Origin of the sequence: Mesorhizobium sp. B2-7-3 (assembly GCF_006440715.1) — a bacterium.
In the GTDB taxonomy this organism is placed as follows: domain Bacteria; phylum Pseudomonadota; class Alphaproteobacteria; order Rhizobiales; family Rhizobiaceae; genus Mesorhizobium; species Mesorhizobium australicum.
Window position 1 is genome coordinate 151,031 of the sequence record NZ_VFTY01000011.1, and the last position, 21,585, is coordinate 172,615.

At 59.8% G+C, this 21,585-nt stretch carries 10 protein-coding genes; 7 read left to right on the top strand and 3 right to left on the bottom strand.

Annotated elements, in window-relative coordinates:
• Positions 1 to 62: 62 nt before the first annotated feature.
• Positions 63 to 830 (top strand): hypothetical protein, encoded by a 768-nt coding sequence (locus tag FJW04_RS23725; protein ID WP_246673984.1) that lies wholly within the window; start codon positions 63 to 65, stop codon positions 828 to 830.
• Positions 831 to 906: 76 nt separating this feature from the next.
• On the opposite strand, the gene FJW04_RS23730 is transcribed toward FJW04_RS23725, so the two are convergent.
• Positions 907 to 3,045, bottom strand: coding sequence for a type I restriction enzyme HsdR N-terminal domain-containing protein (locus FJW04_RS23730; RefSeq protein WP_140717064.1), 2,139 nt, complete (start codon positions 3,043 to 3,045; stop codon positions 907 to 909).
• A 391-nt stretch (positions 3,046 to 3,436) separates the two neighbouring features.
• Between FJW04_RS23730 and FJW04_RS23735 the strand changes: the two genes are divergently transcribed.
• The 4 genes from FJW04_RS23735 (at position 3,437) to FJW04_RS23750 (ending at position 6,093) form a co-directional block, all read left to right on the top strand.
• A complete protein-coding gene (locus tag FJW04_RS23735; protein ID WP_140717158.1) occupies positions 3,437 to 3,616 on the top strand; it encodes a DUF1508 domain-containing protein in 180 nt (59 codons plus the stop codon).
• A gap of 301 nt (positions 3,617 to 3,917) precedes the next feature.
• Positions 3,918 to 4,643, top strand: a complete 726-nt coding sequence (locus tag FJW04_RS23740) for a thermonuclease family protein (RefSeq protein ID WP_246674001.1) — start codon at positions 3,918 to 3,920, stop codon at positions 4,641 to 4,643.
• A 10-nt stretch (positions 4,644 to 4,653) separates the two neighbouring features.
• Positions 4,654 to 5,259 (top strand): BRCT domain-containing protein, encoded by a 606-nt coding sequence (locus FJW04_RS23745; protein ID WP_140717066.1) that lies wholly within the window; start codon positions 4,654 to 4,656, stop codon positions 5,257 to 5,259.
• Positions 5,260 to 5,322: 63 nt separating this feature from the next.
• Positions 5,323 to 6,093 carry a hypothetical protein gene (locus FJW04_RS23750; protein WP_140717068.1) on the top strand — a complete coding sequence of 257 codons (771 nt, stop codon included), beginning with the start codon at positions 5,323 to 5,325 and terminating at the stop codon, positions 6,091 to 6,093.
• Positions 6,094 to 6,314: 221 nt separating this feature from the next.
• Here the strand turns inward: FJW04_RS23750 and FJW04_RS23755 are convergent, their stop codons facing one another.
• Both FJW04_RS23755 and FJW04_RS23760 read right to left on the bottom strand, forming a co-directional pair.
• Entirely contained in the window at positions 6,315 to 9,785 is a 3,471-nt protein-coding gene (locus FJW04_RS23755; RefSeq protein WP_140717070.1) for an AAA family ATPase, read from the bottom strand.
• Complete coding sequence (locus FJW04_RS23760) at positions 9,782 to 11,041, bottom strand: DNA repair exonuclease (protein WP_140717072.1); 1,260 nt, start codon at positions 11,039 to 11,041, stop codon at positions 9,782 to 9,784. Before FJW04_RS23760 ends, FJW04_RS23755 begins: the two co-directional genes overlap by 4 nt.
• A gap of 324 nt (positions 11,042 to 11,365) precedes the next feature.
• Between FJW04_RS23760 and FJW04_RS23765 the strand changes: the two genes are divergently transcribed.
• The gene (locus FJW04_RS23765) at positions 11,366 to 17,356 is read left to right on the top strand and encodes a DUF3320 domain-containing protein (RefSeq protein ID WP_140717074.1); all 5,991 of its coding nucleotides are present in this window, start codon (positions 11,366 to 11,368) and stop codon (positions 17,354 to 17,356) included.
• Positions 17,357 to 17,485: 129 nt separating this feature from the next.
• On the top strand, positions 17,486 to 21,448 hold the full coding sequence (locus FJW04_RS23770; protein ID WP_140717076.1) for an AAA family ATPase: 3,963 nt from the start codon (positions 17,486 to 17,488) through the stop codon (positions 21,446 to 21,448).
• The last annotated feature ends 137 nt before the right edge of the window (positions 21,449 to 21,585 follow it).

Below are 21,585 nucleotides of genomic sequence, written 5' to 3' on the forward strand. Positions count from 1 at the left end.
CGTCGGGGACGACGGCTTGGTCGTTGCGACTGCACGATGGCCACCATATTGGAACGACACGATTGAGCAGCAATCAGATCATAGAAAGAGCGATCGGCAGCTTAGCGAACATCATGCGAATGTATGTCGAGACGCACATGCGGTTTGGTGAGCTATTCAAAGTTGATCCCGAGGAGGCGATTGACAACCTGGATCGCACTTTCGAAATGAAGCTTGAGGCCTTTCACACGCTCTATGATGTCTCGAAGGGCCTGTTCCCATATCTCGGTAACGGCGATGCCACCGTGCTCTTAGCGGTACGCAATGCAATCCATCATCGTAATCATCCCCTGTTCCACAGTTTGAATCGGCGTCTGTACCTCGATACCGATCTGGATCGCTGGTGCGGGGCTTCCTTCCTGCTTGCGAGCCACCCCACGCTTCATGGCAGTCCAATCCAGATGTCCCATTACGTCAGGCTGGACGATCTGGACGCTCGGCTTGATCCTTCATGCGCCTCACCGTACCTCGACACCATCGTCGGCAGCGACAAGGCTGTGCGGAGGATGGAAGGCATCGATATGCAGCTCAAACTTCCGGCAATCCGCGACCGCGGCTTACGTGACCGATACCCGAAGGATCAAATCTATTTGGACTTGATGCCCATCTTCGTTTCTGCCGTTTGCAAGGTATTTAAGGCGATGAAGGCTGCCGGGGTCGCTTTCAGGGGATTCGACGCCGAAACTTACGCAGTTCCGTTCACATCAGAAATTGAAGTCGATCTCAGCAGCCCATCACTGAAACGACTACGGGTTGGCGACTTAGGACCTCCCGTTATCGTCGACGTTTAGCTGGTCCCCGAAGGGCCGAGTCCTGCCAGTCCGCTCCCTCAAACGCGCTAGGCGAACCCAGGGGCGCGGTCGCAGTTCAAATGTTCTCGCGACGGAAGTCCAGTTTGAGTTTGTCCTGGTAGACGCCAATGCGTTTTTTGGCGCGGTCGATCACATCACTGAAATGCAGTATCTCGAAATAGGTCTCACCCAGCGATTGCCGCGTCTCGGGATCCTTCAGTTCGCTTGATTGGAACCAGCCCTTGCCGGTCGGGAACGGCGTCCAGTTCCCGCTCAGACGCAGCGTATTGACGCTATCGCCGATCAGATAGCCATAGAATTTTCTGAGTTTGCCGCCGGATTTCGCCGCAAGCAGCTGAGCATATTCGGAAAGATCGCCGATATGCTCGTCAGTGGAAACACCAGGCGCCTTGAATTCGACGATGATCGCCGAGCCCTCCTTACTGAACACCGCGATGTCGGGACGCTTGCCCGCGTTGTCGCTCGTGCGTTTCGCAAGAATTTTTCGAAGTTCCTCGTCGATATCACTCTCAAATACATTGGTGTCATCGTTCCATTTGATATTCGCGAGCGGCAAATCCGAGGCTATATAGTCATAATATTGGTACTCTTCGCTCAGCAACCAGATATCGTGATCAGTCGTTTCGGTGCTGTCCTTGCGCATCGGGAAAAAGATGCTGTGGATGATCTGCTCATCCTTGCGTCTGGTGCCGTCGGCGGCCGCTTGCATGGCAAGCCGCTGGCCGCAGGCGAGATCGAGGATATCGACAATCGCGGCGCGACGCACGATTAGCTGCGACAGGTTTGCCATGTCGAAGTTCTTGAGCGATGACGTATATTTCCAGGAAAGCTCATGGATTTTCTTGCGGAACTCGTCGGAGTCCGGCTCGGCTGCCAGGATCTCCTCCTTGAGGCTGAAGATCGCGGCGGTCTCGTCGATGATGGCCTTCTGGTATTTGCTCAACACGCGTTCAGCGACCGACTGAGCGGATTCGCCGTACACGATCCTGGTCTTGGTATCCTGTAGCATCGCTTCGCTGATACCGAACTGGTGGGTGGCCTCCTTGAGCACCGCCTCCTTCTTCCAATCGGCAGGAGTGACCATCTCGTCGATGACCGGATCGAGCGCCTCATGAATGTCAGCGTAGGACAATTTTTCCGCCGAAAACATATCGCCGCTCGGAATCTCGTCGGGAATATTGTCGAAGTCGTCGCGCTGCTCGTTGACGCGTGCGTCCAGATAGTCAGCCTCGATCAGCACGATATGATGGAAACCGCCGACCGGGTTGTTTTGCTCGGTACGCGTCCTGAGGTAGTGACCCGTGATGTCTTTCACAGGCGTGGACTTGGCACAAAAGGCGATGGCATTGCGCGGAAGATCATACTGTTCGGCATCGAGCTGATAGTGGGAGAGGTTGAATGTTTGCCGCGTGCCGAGACGGTCCCCTGATACAGGATCACGCTCTTCGACATCAACAGCACGCTCGGCAGTGACTGCCGGCAGGTCGGCGAGCCGTAGCGCTTCGATCTTCGCTTGGTCGTCCTTCCAGTGCCGTGTGGTGAACCGGATCTCGAAGTTGCCGAGCTGTTCACCGAGTCCGACGAGCCGCTGCAGGAAAGCGACGAGCATCTGCTTTTTCAGCCCCGGCGCCGAGAAGAGGGTGCTGAGGGCCTCACCGCGGGATACGCGCGGGCGAACCGCCTCTTTGAATTGCTCAAGCCGGATGACGGTCCCGATGTCGGCTTCAGCGACCGGCGCCGTGGTAAAATCATCAGCCTCGATTTGCTTCTGCGGTTCGGAATACCGAAACTCGCGCTTCAGGAGAGCGTCACCGTCCCTGTAAGTACTGGTGATCCTCATCGCTGCGAAATGGTGGAAGAACTGGATGCGTCCCGCGCCCTTGCACTTTCCGATGCCAGAGATGGAGAGATCGTCCTTGTAAGACGTATCCTTTGTCAGGAAGGCCTTGAGTTGGTCGTCGCCGAGACCGCATCCGTTGTCGCCGCACGAAACGTTCATTAGTTCGCGATCGTCGAGCAAGTCTGCACGCAAGAAATCGACTTCGATTGCAATATTCATGTCCGGCGCGGATTGGTCGCTCGCTCGCCGAATGAGATAGGCATCGATCGCATTGGCGATAAGTTCTTCAAAGACCACGTATTGGTTCAAGCTGAGCTTGGTGTTCTTGATGCTTCCCCGGATGTCGAGCGTCATTTCGTTTGATCCAAATCCTAACATAAGTCAGCCTGCTTCTGGCCGCCTGCCAATGTGCAAGTCAAGCGAAGTTCGCAGCCTCCACCGCAACTCATAGACAAGCGTACCGTCGATACTGTCCCTCATGCCAGCCTAAGCGGAGGCCAAATCCTACGTCCGCATTTGGCGGCTTCCGATGGCACCTCGAATGGCCGAAATGAAGGCGCGAGGCTGCCGCCGAAATCGGACCCATCGTCCGGCGGGTTGTCCAGACTAACATTATGGCTGATCAAACGGCTCGGCCACGATCGCAGCTCGCTCGCATCCTCAGGAATGCTCACGCCGCTTCCGTAGCCAAACGAGACGCAAAACACCTGTTGGCGGGACTAAGGCGATCTTGAAGGCCATCTCGATTCCTGCGAACTTCTCACTGTCAACGGAAGGCAAAGCTGGCGAATTTCGCGTTCGCTTCAAGTACAACAGCGAGGTGATATTCTCGACCGAGGGCTATTCAAGCAAATCCAACGCCCAGAACGCTATCGATTCGATCAAGAAAAATGGCCCCAGTGCGCCGGTCGAAGACAATAGCTGATCGCCTTCGAGGCCATACGACGCTGCGACAATTCCGAAGCTGAGCATATTGGCTTCGAAACGAGCTTCGGATCGGAACTAGCACTTGTTGCGCTAGGGTAAGTGAGGCCTCAGATCCTAAGGGAATCCTCGGCAAATAGACTTCACTAGACCTCTGCTACATTTAGGAGCATTCTCCCGCCGGGGGAGAGGGTGTGGATAGGTCTCGTTACGACAATCGTTCTCATCGCTGGCGCAAGCGCACTGGAGCAAAACACTCCCGTGCACTGCGGTGGGCGAGTGTGCCCCGACGGTTGATCTTCGTGACCGCCGCTGCAGTCGGCGCCTTCGCCGCTGAGACGGGCATGGTGCATAGTGACCGGTTGCTCGACCTGACCCCTTCGAACTGGATCGAGCCAAGGCCCGCCCCCATGATCGGCGTGGCGTCCGTCATTGACGGTGACACAATCGAGATCCACGGCCAGCGTATTCGGTTCAACGGGATCGACGCGCCAGAGAGCAAGCAATATTGCGACGACGCCAAGGGCTTCGAGTACCCATGCGGTCGGCGATCCGCCGAAGCGCTGGATAGTTTCCTGGCCGCCTCGCGGCCGGTGCAGTGCACTTTCGTGAAATGGGATCGCTATCACCGCTTCGTCGGCGACTGCCGGCGCGCCGACGGCGCGAGCGCGGCGGCGTGGATGGTAGAGCATGGCCAGGCGCTCGATTGGCCGCACTACAGCAACGGCGCCTACGCGCCGCAGCAGGCGAAGGCCAAGGCGGCGAGGCTTGGTCTATGGGTTGGCAAGTTCGACGCGCCTTGGGACTGGCGCGCATCGCATGGCGACGGGACTGCGCCGTCGAGCCAGCCGTTCGGCATCATCAGTCGCAAGCTGGTCGCGCAAAGCGGCGGCCTTTCGTGCGAGCCCCGGCGGTACTGCTCGCAAATCAGTTCCTGCGAAGACGCCCAATGGTACCTGCACAACTGTGCGTGGGGCCGCAAGCTGGATAGGGATGGTGACGGGGTAGCGTGCGAGACGCTTTGCTAGGGAGGGGTTCATGGATGACAAGTTTTACAACCGCGTCGGCGGCGATCGTATTTCTTCGCGGCAGATCGATGAGTTGATTGGGTTAGCGCGCGGCCTCGCTGCAGACGGAAGTATCAACAAGGCGGAAGTCGAGTTCCTTCAAAAATGGCTGGCCGCGAACGTCGAGATTAGCGATCAGCCGATCGTCCGGACCTTGTACCGACGGGTCAATGAAATCCTTGCGGACGGCGTTCTCGATGCCGATGAGCACACCGAACTTCTCGATACGCTGAACAGCTTCTCAAACCGAGATTTCGAACTCGGAGAAGTATTGAAGCCGACCACCCTGCCCCTTTGCAATCCGCCTCCGCATTTGACCTTTGAAGGTCGGTCGTACTGTTTCACCGGGACATTCAATTATGGCCAGCGAAAATACTGCGAGCAGGCCATAACTGATCGTGGCGGCCGCGCTGGCAGCCTGACGCAAAAGACCGATGTGCTCGTGATCGGCGCCTACGCCACGGAGTCCTGGAAGCACTCATCGTTTGGTGACAAGATTTTCAAAGCGACCGCCTGGCGCGACGAGGGGTTGCCAATCTCAATTGTCGCCGAGAGCCATTGGGTCGGTTTTCTCTAACTTCGTCCGTTCGTTTGGCAGTGTCTCATACCATGAGCACCCCTATTCGACCGAGGTGGAACGATGCGGCACAATGCGTTCAGCGATCAGATTCGCCCGTCTCGGCGATTTGCAGGTCGCTTCATTGCAAGCGTGATCGCGCTCGCAGTTGCAACGGCAGCTGGGTGCAGCTCCATAGACTACCAGAAGCTTGCCACCGGTGAGATATCCGGCAGCTTGTTCGTGATGTGGGTCGGTGAGGGTAACAGTTCCGGTGACGGGAGTTTCCTTTTCGTGCCCGACCCTCATGATCCCTTGATCTTCCGTCGGGCAGATCCGGCAGCACCAGGAAGCACGATCAAGCCGGGCCTCATGTACACGGACGGCGGCTCAATCCCGAAGATCGCGCAAGTCTTCAAGGGTCTCTCCCCATGGGGCTACGCTCCGGCCTACATGATCCACGACTGGATCTTCATCGCGCATCACTGCATCGTCGACGGCAGCACCGAGAAGAGGTTCGACCAAGTCCGTGGGGTCGATTTCGACGACTCCGCAGCGATCCTCGGCGAGGCAATCAAGGCGTTGATCGCGACGCGCCAGGTCGCGCCGAACGATGTTGCCCCCAGCGCCATCACTGCAGCCGTGGGAAGCCCAATCGCCAAGAACCTTTGGGACGAGAAGGGAGCCTGTAAATCGCTACAGGTCAGCGCGAAAGATATTGCTTCCGCAGAGGCGGCGATACCGGGCTCGACATCCAAAGCTCAGAACCTGAGGACCTTCCAAATACCAGAAACCGTCGCGCCGGCGGTCCGAGCAGTGAGGCCCGCGAAGATCATAGCACGCCTGTCCTTCTGACCTGAGCGTCGAGCCAACCCATGGCGGACCAGCGTGCGGCGACCGACCGTCGAAACGGCCGTCACGGGTGATCGTCATGGACCTAGCACGAATGGCAGCCTTTATCGGACAAGTCCGCTTTCAGCAGACGTCACAAACCAATTGAACGACCCAAAGGAGGCGAAGCGGTTATTGGCGATGCCAATTGTTTCGAGCACACGCCGGCAACGACCCCGTTTGAATTACCCGAGCTCGTGGATAGCCACGTTAGGGACAACCGACTTCGCAATCTCGCAAAGGTGTTGATGATGCGTCAGGTAAATGACCTGACCCACCTTGGCCATCTCGCCGAACAATCGGAAAACTTCCTCCGACCGGAGATGGTCGAAGGTCTCCATGATATCGTCGGCGATGAAGGGAACAGATGGCCTGAGCTTGGCAAACTCATAGTACCCGGCGAGGCGTAGGGCCAGATAGAGCTGGAAACGCGCCCCTTTCGACAGAGCGTCCGCCACCTTGGACTGGTTATCCCGCTGCATCGCGATGAGGATCTCGCCGCCCTTCACCGGCTGGGTCGTCAAGCCTGTGTACTGGCCGCACGTCATCAGTGCGAAGGCGTCGGAGGCCTCGCTCATCATTCCGGAGCGGTGACGTTCCCGGTAGACCCGCAGGGCGCTCGACGCCGACATCACCCCAAGCTTCAACTCGATGTAGCGGGCAGCCTTCTCCTCGATCTCGAGAAGAACTGTGCGACGATCGGCATCGATCCGGGCAACTGCGCTATCGCCGCCGACGGCATCGAGCTTGTCGGTCGCCCGGGTACGCCGGACGAGTTGCTGTTGCAACGCTTCATCGAGGTCGGTGAGGCGCCGCTCGATTTCCGCCTTTTCAATTGCCAATTCATCGAGATCTACGCTCTCCAGCAATGAGCGCGCCTGGGCGAAGTCGTCGAGAGCAAGCTCGCTCGTCAGTCGTTCTTCAAGCCCGACCACGGCGCTCTGCAGACCGTCTCGCTCGCGAAGCCGTTCATCGCGCTCCGCGACTTCGGCAAGAGTTTTTACCCCGAAAGCGCCGAGCACTTGCTGCTTGGCCGTCTCGTGTGCCGCGATCTCGGCCCTCAATGCCTCCTGAACGTCTTGCAACTTTTGAACATCAAGGATGAGATTCGCCCGCGCCTCACGGGCGCGCTCGGCTTGCTCGAGGCGCTCGGCCAGCTTGGCGCTCACCTGTTCCGGCGCCTCGTCACCTGCGGGATCCCCGGCCTGTGCACCAAGCCGGGCCACCTCTTCAGCAAATCCAGTCTTGTCCGCCTCCATCTTGCCTATGCGCATACGCATGGCCTCGCGATCCTGCAGGGCCTTTGAGAGTTCCGACAGCTGATCGAGCACGCTGCCAAGCCCGGTTCCGGCGATGCCGTCTTCGAGCCAAGTCCCATTGAGGGTTTCATTGACGTCGGCCTGCCATGCAGCATCTCGCCGTTCGGCAATTTCAACAGCGAGCAGCCTGGCGGCCAGATCCTCTTCCTTCGCGGCTACGCTCCTCAGTGCTTCCGCTCGTTCCGCATCGACCTTCGCCTGCCTGTCGAGAAAGCGGTCGGCGGCGACAACCATGGCGTCCAAGGCCTCACCGGCTTGCAGCTGAATTCCAACGCTTCGAAGAGCCGAGGCCAATCCGAGATGGATCCGCTCTCCTTCGGCTATGGCGCGTTCGCTTCTTGCGCGTGCGAGCAGGATGTCGTCAAAGGCGCCAAGCGCGTCGGCGCGCGCGGAAAGGCGCTCCTCCAGAAGTCCGATCAAGAAGTCGAACGACTGCGCCTGGCAATCCTCAAGCAAGGTGCCGGCTATTCGCTTGACTTCAGCGGTCGCCATTTCGGCGCGCGCGTCCAGTTCGCCGAGTTGGACACTGACGCGCTCTACTGCCACTTCGGTTTCGGCCGCCTTTTGCTTGATTGCGCGCAGGTCCGCGAGATCGCCGGCATGAGCCAATCGTGCCGCAGCGACCTGATCGTCCCTGGCGAGTATCGCGGCGAACGCGTCCGCAGTTTCGGCCTTCAAGTCGTCGCGATGATTTCGCCAGGCCTTATGCCTCTCACGCCGAATGGCCGCTGCAGTTTCATCGTCGGCGATGTCGGCCGACGCGCGGACAGCAGCCAGACGAGCCGACGTCGAGCTCCGGCTTTGTTCATGCTCAGCCAGACGCTCGGAAAAGACTGCCCTGTCCCTTTGAAGGTCGGCGGCAAGTTTCTTCCAGGCAGCGATCTGCGTCGGCGTTGGAACCGTCATTTGCGAAAGCGTCTCCGCATCTCCCGACCACGGCCGAAGGCGCCGCATCGCATCGGCCAGCCTTGTTTGCTGCTCGTCGTCGAACGCGCGCGCCTCCGCGATTTCGCGTTTGTGACCACTGGCCTTCGCTTCCGACACGGCCGCCATCAGCCTGGCTCTTGCGGGCTCGGGCACCGCCCTGCCCTCGCCAACGCGACCTCGAGCAGCGTTGAGTCCGTCGAGCGCGGCAGCCGCTTCATCGCGGGCCATCCGCAGGCTCGTCGTAATGCCGGAGCGTTGTTCGACCATGGTGCGAAGCGTGCCGACCACCACGGCCGGCAGGATAAGCCGGGACGGATCCTGTTCGGCCGATCTTCCCAGCGCGGCGAGACAGTTGGCAACAGTCTGGTCGAGCAGCTGGACTTCCATCTTGCGGGTCGGCAGGTCCATGCCGGCGGACACATAGCGCGCCTTGCGGTCGGCAAGTCCTCGTACCTGCTCCGAGATCGCGAGCACGGTATCGTCGACGGCAATTGCCTCGATCTTTGCCGTCGCGCGGTCGACCTCATCGGCATTTGCCTGGAGACGGGTTCTCAAGCGTGCATCCTGATCGATCAATTCCGCGATGCTGCCACTCCAGGTCCTGGCAGGAGACGGCATGTCCGGCAGCTCAGCCAGCCTGCTTGCCTTGCGTTTTATCTCGGCCAGGACAGGCGCGGCGCGCACATATCGCTCGATCGTGGCGAGCTGCGCCGACAAAGCCGCGCGCTCGGCCAGGCTGCGGTCATATTTCTCCTGGGCCTCCGCCCGTTCCGCCTCGAGCGCCTCGAATGTAGAGGCCAGCGTGTCGATCGCCTCCTTGCGTGACTTGAGTTCCGCGAACCGCTTTTTCAGCAGCGCGATTTCGGTCGTCTGGGCCTGTTTCCGGTGAAGCCCGTCTGCCTCTATCTCAAGGGCGGCGAGGACATCGCTGGCATGCCCGAGCCCGGCGCTGGCGGTGAAAAGTAGCTTTCCTAGATCGCCACGCGATTCAAGGATCGCCTTGCCGCCTGCTTCCAACGTCTCATCATCCAGCGAGAACATGCTGCTGTAGGCATCGCGAGACAAGCCCGCAAGGTGAGCCGAAATGGCAATTTCGCTCAGTGGCCGGCCTTCGGCGTCATGCAGCGAGTTGCTACGGCTTTTGGTGCGCGAAACGGCAAGTGTCTGCCCCTCGAATTCGAGCAGGCCGCCGATGCGCATCGAGCTATAGTCATGCAGGAAATTATAACGGCTGCGCTCTTCGATGCCGAAGAGCAGATCAAGGTAGGCGGAAAGTGCCGTCGATTTGCCGGCCTCGTTCAGGCCGAAAACGATATGCAGATCGGGGCCTGAAACCGGCTTCTCTCCAAAATCGATCGCCTTATTGGTGAACTTGCCGTAGCGGGTCAGGTCAAGGCGCCGCAATCTCATCGCGTCGCACCTGCTTTGAGCCGGGCCGTGACCAGGTCAACGCTTCCGGCAAGCACATCGTCGAGAAACTGTTCGAGGCCTGCTTCGTCCTTGCCGGCGAAGCCGCGCGCATCGGGCGGCAGGTCTGCGATCGTCTTCAGGACGAATTCCCGCGCTTCGGATCGAAATGCTTCCGAGTTCGCATTGGCGCGCATAGACTGGGCGAGTTCCAAAGTAGGATCGGCGACAGTTCCCGAGTCTCCGGCAGAGGGAGCCGAAAGATCAAGCTCCAGCTTCTCCACCCAGGTGTCGCCCACCTGTTCTGCCGCCTGTTCGGCTTCCGCGACAGCCAAGTCCCGGTCCCGCATCAGCGACCATGAAAGGGCGGACGTGCCGACCAAACCAAGGCGGGCAACAAGGTAGCGCGATCTGGCCTGCTTTCGGGCTTCTTCCAGCCCTGCCCAGATGCGGATGACAGCCTCGCTCCATTCGGCTGTCCCCGTCAGGTCGACACCCACACGCTCGAATTGCGCGACACTGGTGAGCCTCTCCTCGATCTCAACGGAGCGATCGTCGCGAACGGTGACCAGCGTGACCGATTTCTCGCCCGCCTCATTGATGTCCCTCCCTTGAGGAATTCCTGGCATCACGAGAGTGCTCGCGCCGGAATAGACCTGGCGAACGTGGATATGGCCAAGCGCCCAATATTCAAAGCCGTGGCCGTGAAGATCGGCGACGCTGCAAGGTGCATAAACGTCATGGCCCGGGGAACCAGCCAGGCTCGTATGCATGATGCCGATGTTGGCAGCTCCCTCCTGGGGGCGAGCATATTTGGGCAGCAGGCTTTCGGGCGCCTTGGGGCTGGCGAAGCTCAGCCCATGGAATGCAACGTCTATCCCGGAGCCAGGCTGCACCACAGATTGGCAGCGGCCGCCAAAGATCGTCACCGTGTCTGGCAAGACGAGCTGCTTGGTAATCCGCGACATGGCGTCGTGATTGCCGCGGATCATGTAGACCCTGACGCCGGCTTGATGGAGGCGCGTCAGTTGGGAGGCCAAAAAGCGTGCTGTTTTCATCGAGGTCTGGTCGCCGTCGTAAAGATCGCCGGCGACCACAAGCGCATCGACCTGCTCCGCTAGGCACAAATCCACAACGGCGATGAACGCCTGACGGCTGGCATCTCCGACCAGCTCGGCGAGCTCCGGATTGCGCAGCGCAAGGGAGCGCAGTGGCGAGTCGAGATGGATGTCGGCCGTATGAACAAATCGAAATGCCATTCGAAGGACTCTCCGGCCTGAACGAAAAGCTCAGGCAAAATGCTGGCCCAAAGTCAATCTAGCTAGCCGGGCCGTGATGGCGCACGGTGAAGACAGCTTGGGTCTCGGTATCAAAGTCCGGCAGTGTTTCGCAACAGTCCTGGTGAGTGAGGTCACGAAATTAGGGTCGGACCGCCCCTTTCTGACGGTGCATTCGCTTCCCTCCCCTTTTTCTTGGTCGGCCCAACTATCGCGTGGATAAACAACGCGATTGTATTCGCGTGACCGGCAAGACCCTTTTATATCCTGAAAAAATTGCTAGTCTGCATGTGGGGACTGGGGTCAATGCAATCTGTTGATAGTTCAGAGTTAGTAACAAATGATGATGCGGTAGCCGAACGCTCGACGGCCCCGAGCATAATCGCCGACGTCGCATCCAGCTTCACTTATGCATCCTATCAGAACGCAATTCCGGTAATCCGGTCTATCCGACTGGATAACGACACCGCCGGCAGCCTGGAGAGTTGCCGCCTGGAACTCACGTCATCGCCGTCGTTTCTGAGACCGAAGACTTGGGCAGTTGACCGTCTCGTTCCTGGCGATAGGCTTCAACTGAGCGACCGCAAGGTCGAGCTCGATTCCGCATATCTTGCTGGCCTGAACGAGGCCGAGCGTGGCGAAATCACCTTACGCCTTTCCGCGGCTGGTCAGGTCCTGGACGAACGGCGCCTGACCGTCCGGCTGCTTGCGCGCGACGAGTGGGGCGGCGTCGCCGACATGGCGCAATTGCTTCCGGCTTTCGTCATGCCCAATGACCCTGGCGTTGCACCGATCCTGAGGGCGGCGGCAGATCGGCTTGCCGCGCACGGGCATCCCAGCGGCCTTGATGGCTATCAATCGCAAAACCCGCAGCGGGCATACATGTTGGCTGCAGCCGTCTATTCTGCGATCACCGGCATGGGGTTGCACTATGCCGAACCTCCGGCGAGCTTCGAGAGCCGAGGGCAAAAGGTCAGGCGTCCCAAGACGATCGCCGAGGAACGCCTGGCGACCTGCTTGGACACTTCACTTTTGTTTGCCGCTACTCTGGAAGCTGCCGGCCTGCACCCGGCCGTGCTGATGTTTGACGGCCATGCAGCTGTCGGCGTCTGGCTGGCCAAGCGAACCTTCGCCAACGCCGTGGAAACGGACCAGATGGAGGTCCGCAAGGCGCTTGCGTCCCGCGAATTCATCGCGTTTGAAACCACAGGCGTCACTCACCGACCCGCGCTCACATTCGAGGCGGCGCAGAACGCGCTCGGTATCCGGCTCGCAGAAGAACAGGCGCATGCCTTCGTTGCGGCCATCGACGTCAGGCGATCGCGCAGCGGCGGTATAACGCCCCTGGCTTCGCATGAGCCTATCCGGCGCAATGCCGCCGAGGAGGAGCAGTCTGCGGCCATCGCGGCACTGCCGCTCCCCGCGGCTCCAGCAATTGGCGCGATGCCAGTGGAGATCGTTGAGATAAAGCCTACCACAGCCGCCGGTCGCATCGACCGCTGGCAGAAGAAGCTGCTCGACCTGACGCTCAGGAATCGCCTGCTCAATTTCCCCGATTCAAAAAAGACGATCCCGTTCTTGTGTACCGACGTCGCCTATCTCGAGGACAGGCTGGCAAATGGTGCTGCCGTGCGCCTCATTTCCTTGCCCGAGCAGAACCCTTTGGGGGAGCGAGACGCGGAGCTCTATCGCGATGTCCATGGTCGCGATCTGCAACGCGGTTTTGCAGCGGAAGCGCTGCTTAGGGATGAGCTCGCCTCAACGCTGGGCGTCCGTCAGCTTGAGGCCAGATTGATCGACCTCTACCGTCAGGTGCGCAATGACTTCGCCGAGGGTGGAGCAAACACGCTGTTCCTGGCCGTGGGTTTTCTTCGCTGGAAGAAAAAGCCCGAAGATGAACGTAGTTATCGGGCACCGCTTCTCCTGGTGCCCGTCCGGCTAGAAAGACGGAGCGCGAGCTCGCGCTTCACGATCCGCTTCCACGAAGACGAGCCGCGGTTCAACGCCACCCTTCTCCAGTTCCTCGAGCGGGAGTTCGAACTTCGCCTTCCGCAGTTCGCCGGCGATCTACCGCTCGACGACAGCGGAATCGATGTGCCGCGCATCCTATCCTCCATGCGACAGGCGGTCCGCGATGTTCCTGGAATGGAGGTCATCGACGAAACCGCCTTGTCGACATTCTCCTTCGCAAAGTTCCTGATGTGGAAGGACCTTGTCGAACGAACCGATGCACTGCGACAGAACAGGGTCGTTCGCCATCTCATCGACACGCCCGAGCAGGCGTTCGAGGGCTCTGGTGGTCAGTCAGCCTTTCGTGATGAAGCCGAGCTGGACCGCGCTTACGAACCCTCCGCCATCATAAGCCTCCTTCCCCTCGATTCATCGCAGACCGCCGCCAGCCTGGCGGCAGCCGAGGGGCGCGACTTCGTGATCGTCGGGCCGCCCGGGACGGGAAAAAGCCAGACGATCGCCAACATGATTGCCAACTGTCTGGGCGTAGGCAAGACCGTCCTGTTCGTGGCGGAAAAGACTGCCGCACTCGATGTCGTCTACCGCCGGCTGCGTGAGCATGGACTTGGAAACAACTGCATCGAGCTGCACTCGAACAAGGCCGATCGGAGACGTTTTCTAACGCAACTGAAGGCTTCGTGGGAGCACGGAGGTAACGCCGACGCGTCTCAATGGATCGCAGTCAACGAGCGGCTTCGCCTGCGTCGGGATGAATTGAATGCCTATGTCGAGGCGCTTCACAAACGGTATCCAAACGGATGGACGCCCTATTTGGCGTTGGGCATAGCGCTGAAGTCGAACGACCAAGCTGCGCCGACATTCGCGTGGCAGTCCTCCGATGGGCACGATGCACAAACTCTTCTTCACCTGGAGGAGCTGGCCGCGCAGGTCGGTCTGGTGTTCGCGTCGGTCGAACGTCAGCCAGCATTGGATATGATCGATGTCGGAGAGTGGAGCAGCGATTGGCAACTAAGGTTGCTGGCCGCCGCAACGTCCCTGCACTCCGCCAGCGGGCAATTGACGGCATCGATACGGGATTACCACTCCAGTCTCGGTCTTTCGCCTAATGAGACGTTCTCGCATACGGAACTCCAGTCGCTCATAGGCCTGGCACAGGTTCTGGCTCAAACGCGGAACCGCGATATCTCGATTGCGTATAACCGGGATTTCTCGACCTTCGGCGAAGCGCTTGCCAAGCTGGAACGCGCGATCGGGGGTTATCGCGAGAGCGAGCGCAGCCTCTCCGGCGCCTATGACGTCGCGACCGTCCGCGACCTCGACTTGGATGTCCTGGACCGCCAATGGCGTGAGGCGACAGAATCGTTTTGGCCGAGATCAGCCCTCGGCAAGCGCAAGGTTCAGAAACTGCTTCAAAGCCGCACACAGCGCGGTGCCCCGGACCCCGGCACGGACCTTCCTCTGCTCCGCCGGATGAGAGAGTTTTTGGCAGCAATCGACCAAAGCCCGCTGGCAGGCAAGCCGCTCCCGATCGAAGGCCTGACAACGGACGTGGCGGCTGTAGCGAGCATACTCGATTCAGCCCGGCGTCTCCGCGCGGCACTTCGCATTCCTGGACGCAGTCAGGACGAATTTCGGGCCGTCGTTCGCTCCGTGGCACCAAGTCTGCGCGGCACCCTTGAACACGACCGACTGCGGGAGTCGGGCAACCGGCTGCTAGCAGCCGCCAATCACTTCGAAGCCGCGCGATCGGCATTCGGCGAGGTTTCGGCACGGGAGATTCCAGATCCCGCAGATGGTTCTAGCCTTGAAGCGCTCACAGCCAAGCTGATTGAGCTAGCAGATGCTCGAAACCTGCTTCGCAATTGGTCGGAATGGTGCCGGGTGAAGAGGCAGGCGATCCAGCAAAATCTGGCACCTCTGGTAGAGCAGATCGAGACGGGAGCGATACCCCCCGACCAGGCGCGACCGGCCTTCCGCGTAGGCTACGCAAGATGGTGGCTGCCGAAGATTCTCGACGGGGATCCGGTATTACGAAACTTCCGCAGGTTCCAGCACGAGAACGCGATTACGGAATTTCGCGAGATCGACGACCTTGTGCGCACACAAGCCGCCCAGCGCGTGGTAAGCGCGCTCGCGCATGGGCTTCCTTCGGTACAAAGCGTCTCGCGCAATTCCGAACTTGGGTTGCTGCGGCACCAGATGGAGCTTCAGCGGCCGAGCCAATCCATCCGCGACATGATCGGCAAGATGCCTGAGAGCTTTGCCAAGCTTGCGCCCTGCATGTTGATGTCGCCGCTTTCGATTGCCCAGTACCTTCCTCCAAACCAGGCCTTGTTCGATGTGGTGATCTTCGACGAGGCCTCGCAGATCACCACCTGGGATGCAGTTGGAGCCATAGCCAGGGCGCGACAGACCATTATCGTGGGCGATCCCAAGCAGCTGCCGCCGACCAATTTCTTCGGCCGCAACGAGGACGACGAGGAGATCGCCGACCACGAAAAGGACTTGGAAAGCATTCTCGATGAGGCAAGGGCGTCCGGAATTCCGGTGCGCGATCTCAGATGGCACTATCGCAGCCGCAGCGAGTCGCTGATTGCGTTCTCGAATTATCATTACTACCGCAATCGTCTGGTTACGTTCCCCTCGCCGGCGGTCGATGATCGCGCGGTGCGGCTGCACCGGGTGCCTGACGGCATCTACGACCGCGGCAAGAGCCGTACCAACAAGATCGAGGCCATGGCGGTCGTCAGCGAAGCCGTCAGTCGCATGAAGGGCTGGCTGGCGTTGCCGGAGAATGGCCGGCCGACGCTCGGCGTAATCACGTTCAACGCGCAGCAGCAATCGCTGATCCTGGACCTTTTCGATGCCGCGCGCCGGGATCATCCGGAACTCGAATGGTTCTTTGCCGAAGACCGGGTCGAGCCCGCGATCGTGAAGAACCTCGAAAACGTCCAGGGTGATGAGAGGGATGTTATCCTGTTCTCGATCACGTTCTACAAGGATGGCTCCGGAAAGCCCCCGGCGATGGACTTCGGGGCTCTCAACCGAGATGGCGGCGAGCGGCGCCTCAACGTGGCGGTGACACGTGCGCGACAGGAACTTATCATCTTCTCCGGTTTTACCGCGGACCAGATTGATCCGTCGCGAAGCAAGGCGATCGCAATCCAACACCTGAAGACATTCCTCGACTACGCCGAACGCGGCCCGATCGCTTTGCCTGCTCAGGATCTTGGATCTGTCGGCGGTTTCGATTCGCCGTTCGAGGAGGCAGTTGCCGAGCAACTGGAGCGGCGCGGATGGATCGTAGTCCCGCAAGTCGGGATTTCAGATTTCCGGATCGATCTGGGCGTCCGCCACCCGGATCTTACAGGAGCTTATCTGGCCGGTGTGGAATGTGATGGGGCGACCTATCATCGATCGGCGACGGCAAGGGATCGCGACAAGGTTCGCGAGCAGGTTTTGAGGGGGCTCGGCTGGACGATCTTGCGCGTCTGGTCGACCGACTGGTGGTTCGACCCGAAGGGCTGCGCCGAGCGCCTCCACGCAAGCCTGGAAACCCTGCTCGAGGAAAGTCGGGCACGTCGTTCAAACGAACAGACGGAGGAGGTGACGACACGCTGGGAAATGGGTCAGCAGGTAGAGTCGGTAGGTGAGACCACCGACCAAACAGCACCACAAATCGAGGAGCTCCCGCCCCTTCCGAACGCATCCAATGTTGAGCTTGTTTCAGCGAACATTCCAACAGCTCCAGAATCTTCGGGGTTTGCAGAATTTTCAACGATGGCGGGCCAGCCGGTCCAAGGCGGTGCCGAGAAAGGTCGTTACCGGGTGACCAACCTCGCGGCCTTCCGGGCAGACCCCGAGCAATTCTTCGAGTTCAGCTACAGGACCACGCTGCAGGGCATGGTCGATGCCATCGTGGAGACCGAAAGCCCGGTGCGAGCAGACGTTCTTGCCCAACGCATTGCCCGTGCCCATGGGTGGCTCCGCACCGGTGGCCGTATCCGCGAGAGGATCGATCTGCATCTGCGGGACTTGGACCGCACACAGGAATCGAGCGGCGAATTCATTTGGAAGAAAGGCCTGGTCTCGGACTCGGTGCCGTATCGCCAACCGGCCAGTGAGGAGGCTCGACGCTCTATTGCCGACCTGCCGCTGGCCGAGCTCGCTTCGGTGGTGATTGAAAATCCCGAACTTCTGGAAATGCCCGACCCAGCACGCGACCTGGCACGCATTCTTGGAGTAGAGCGCCTTGCTGCGGTTTCTCGTGCGCGACTGCTCGAGGCAATTGCCAAGGCAAGGCAGATCTTAGTTCAGATCGAATAGCGATCAAAAGCCGTTGTTGTAATCGAATCGCGTGTCAACGCGCGCGAAGTTCATGACTGACCTACCGAGAAGGCCATTGCAGCCTCAGCCCGGTGTATAAACATTGAAAAATCATTTGGGGATTCTGCTGTGGCGGTAAAAATCGCGGATCTGACTCTGGACGAGGTTGTTCAGCATCTGGTGACAGGCGCTGCTCTGCATATATCGGGTGGGAGCGACTTCTCGCTTCCTCTGGAAGACAGTCGCACCTTGCTTGCCTTTTACAACCAGAATCGGCAGGCCTACTGGAACCCCGACAAAGACACCAACATCCTAGACGGCGAGATCGATCGCTTGCTGGACGCATTGGACAAACCCTCCAAAGTGACCGCTCCGATGACGCGCCAGGCAAGCCAACAACACCGCTGGCAGTTGGTGGCGATTACGGCGCATCGTTTCCGCGGTCTTCACCGCCATTGTGTTGACAACGGCGCGGACCCGAAGCCCTTCACGCTTGATCTCTCGCGCCATGCGACACTCTTTCGAGGTTTCAACGGCGCGGGCAAAACTTCGCTGATCAGCGCCGTTTGCTGGTGCTTGACGGGTTATGGGCATCGCTCTCAAGGCCTCCCCTCGCCCTTGCACATACCCATCACGGTTCAGATCGCCACCGATGAAGACATCGAAGGCCCCAAGGCTTCGTTCGAGCTGCCGCCGATAGTCCCGATTCCGACGGAAAAGGAGCTTCTGGCTGTCGATGGACAACCGCAGGTCGATACGTGGGTGCGCCTCAAGTTCCGGTCTTTGGTCGACGGAAGCGAAGTAGAAGTTGAACGGCGCCTCGAACGAGACGGCAAGAAGGCCTTCAAGACGACCGCCATCGGACTGGAAAAGCTTGGATTGTCGGAGCTGGCGCTCCAGGTCGGCACATTGATGCCCGGGATTGCCGCAGCGACTCGTTTCGATGACAAGACGACGCTGTCGCAGGCGGTATCAACCCTGACCGGCTTGCGGCCATTGACTCATTTCGGGATCCGAAGCGGTCGCCTCTACGAGCGTTTGACCGGGAAGTATTCCAAGCAAGCCACCGAGGATAAGGAGCGCTGCGAGAGCGACGGCGCCAAACAGGTGACGACGCTGAGTGATCTTCTCAAAGACGGCGAGGGACTGCCGGACTTGAGCTGCGTAGCCGCGCCCAAAGAGGCCGCCCCGGATGAGTGGAAGATCGGTCTCAAGCGAGCCGAGGAAATACTGAAGGCGGCCGAGGATCAATCTGCTGCAGGTGCCCGATTGATTCTTGGAACACTTCCTCGGCTGACGAATGACACCGAGATCAAGCGCTTCGACGAAGCCATCAAGGCGGCGGAGAATTGCTTCAGTAGCGCCGCGCTCAGGGGCCTGCCTTCAATGCAGCTCGCGCAGAGTCTTGGCGAGCTGAGCGAGGAGGATCTGAACGACGCCGAAGCCGTATTGCAGGACATCGAGCGCGAGGGGGCGGCTATCGTAGCGCAGCTTTCACACGCCGAGCGCGCCGATCGGCTTCGTCTCTACGGCCTGGTGGCGAGGTGGCACGATGCGGCTCATCCGGGTCATGCATTCGTCACCTGCCCTGTTTGCGAGCGCGATCTCCTGCAGCCCGGTGCAATTCCGACCGACGCCCTGCTAGACAAGTCGGTGGTGCAGGCGCTGGAGGACGCCCGCAAGGCCGACGCAGCGATGTTGAAGACAGCGGCGGAGTGGGAGCGGGACACCAAAAAGGGTCTCCGCGATCGGCTACCTGAAAAGCTGCGCCGGTTCGTCGACGACAACGTCCCTGACGATTTGGCTTCAGTATACGGCGCAGCCTTGTCGAAGGAGGTCTTCCAGCTTGCCGATTTTCCGCAGGCTTTGAATCCAATGGCAATAGCCGTCGCCTCCCTTTGCTCCGCGGCCTGGAAAGACGCTCCCAAGCACGAGCCGCTGCCCGGCATCAATCTTCCGTCCGAGATTCCCGACAATGAAAACCTACGCGCCGCGATGCGTGGCGTGCGACGGGCAATGGTACTCTCCCGCTATCGCGTCGCGCGTGCCGAGTTCGCGCGAGGCGCTGTTTTCAAAGTGATGCGGACCGAAGCCGATGAAACTGCGCTCCCAGCCAACGAACGGACCGTCCACGGGCAACTAGCCATCCTGAAGGCTTACCTCGATGCGGCAACCGACTTCGCAGGTATTCGCCGCCAGTTGGGGCAGATCAAGGATACTTGCGAGAAGTGGGCCAAGGCTCGAACGCGGATCGAGAGGCTAGCGCGGGCTGCCCAAGCCGTCGAGCCGTTCAAGAGTTTTCCGGAACTCGTTCATAATCAGGTCGCCGGCCTGATCACGGACCTGCAGGAGAAGGCGACGTCTTGGTCGCAACGCATGTACAAGGCTCATTTCGTCCAAGCGCCGGAATATGCGGGATTGGACCCCGCCAAGAGCGATGGCTTCACGTTTCTTGCGGCCCATGGCAAGCACTTGGTCGAGGCTCATCATGTGATGAACGCCTCGGCACTGCGGGCTTTCCTCTCCGCCTTCGTCCTGGCGCTTTGGCAGCAGGTCTGGTCCCGATCGGGCGGCATTTCCACCATGCTCATGGACGATCCGCAGGACTTGCTCGACCCTGGGAACGTCGCCAACCTTGCCGCCACAGTGCCAGCGTTGATCGCGGAGGGAATGAATCCGATCATTGTCAGCAATGATTTCGGCTTCATCCCCACAATCGAAGCATTCGTCGCCGCCGACAAGCGCGTGGTGGGACAGCAACGAACTGAAACTTGGGAATTCTCGGCTATCTCAACCTCGAAATGCACGGTGAGCCTTGCCCCGGTTGTCGACGAGGTCCGTGTTCGGTGCGAGCACTGGCAAAAAACTGATCCAAACGACACCGGCCTCGCCCGCGAATTCGTCTATCTTGTTCGCGTGCGCATCGAGATTAAGCTGTGGGATCTGCTCGCCTCGGATCCAGCGGTTCTGCATGACCCAACAATGAGCGATCTGCTCCATAAGATCGCCAACGCCCGCAACCGCGGCGAACGTCCATTCAACGAAGAACCATTCCGACGACTGCTTGAGCTGCCAGCACTAAAGCCAGGCGCCTCTTTCAAAGAGGTCATCAATAAGGCTCACCACGGTCGCGCCGATCAGATCACGCCCGTCGAGGCCGAAATCGTCAGGCAGGCCTACGAAGACGTTTTCTCGGCAATTGACGCATGCTGGCTTGCCTACGCAAGATTCATGGGCAGGCTACCGCCAGAGGAGGCTCTGGCGGAAGCCCAGAAGGCCACTACGGACATGAAGCTGGTCGCGCTTCGCAGCACGCCAATCTCCGTTGTCGGCCGGTTGGCCGCCCGCGCGGCCGGGGCCCCGCTCACGACAATCGACCAGGCGATGGAGCGACTGGATCTCGCGTCACTCGGTGACGTCTCGCTGTTCACCCTGAGGGCTCCGACGCTGGGCATGATCGCCTTCCCAGGTCAGACCCTCATCGTATCTGCAACGGCCGAGGTGAAGAATGGTGACCTCGCGATCGTTCGCACCGCCGGCAAGACATACGCGCGGAGAATCGGGCTCGACAAATCGGATCGCGCCCGGATTGCACTGGAGACGATGCCATCGACAAACCCGCGCACTCCGCCGACCCACTTCATTCAGCGCAGCGGCGCGCATCTTGGCAAGGTGATCGGGGTGCTGTTCGATGAGACCACGGTTGCGAAGTCGCAGGACGAGGCGATCGAAACCGAACGCTCGCCCATCCTCGAACAGGTAGTCGCTGCCGCGGGCGTTGTGGGCGACAGCGCTTTCCCCGTTGCGCTGGACTCGGGCTATGTCCTGCTGGGGGTCGCTCCAGACCTGGCGCTACTCGAAGGGCGCATCTTGGCAGTCGTCACCAGAGCGGACGAGTTCTCGAACGAGCACTTTGCCTATCTCAAGCGACTCGGCAAGGCGATGCCCGGTTCGCAGTCCGTCTATTATCTTGAGAATGTTGGTCAGACTGGCGAGGGGGAATTCGTACAGTTTCCGGTCAAAGGCCTATCGCCGACCGCCGGTATCCCGGTCGTCGAACAGACCTGGAAAGTCCTTGGAACGCTTTTCTAGCTACCTGGTGGTTTGGGGCGCCTGTGTCCCTGAACCTTGGGAAGGCGGAAGATTCCGTCACGCGAGGTTATTGCATTGTCCATCTACGCGCGCGATACACCGACCAGACGCCTGCAAACGCGCCCCGGAGAAAAGCA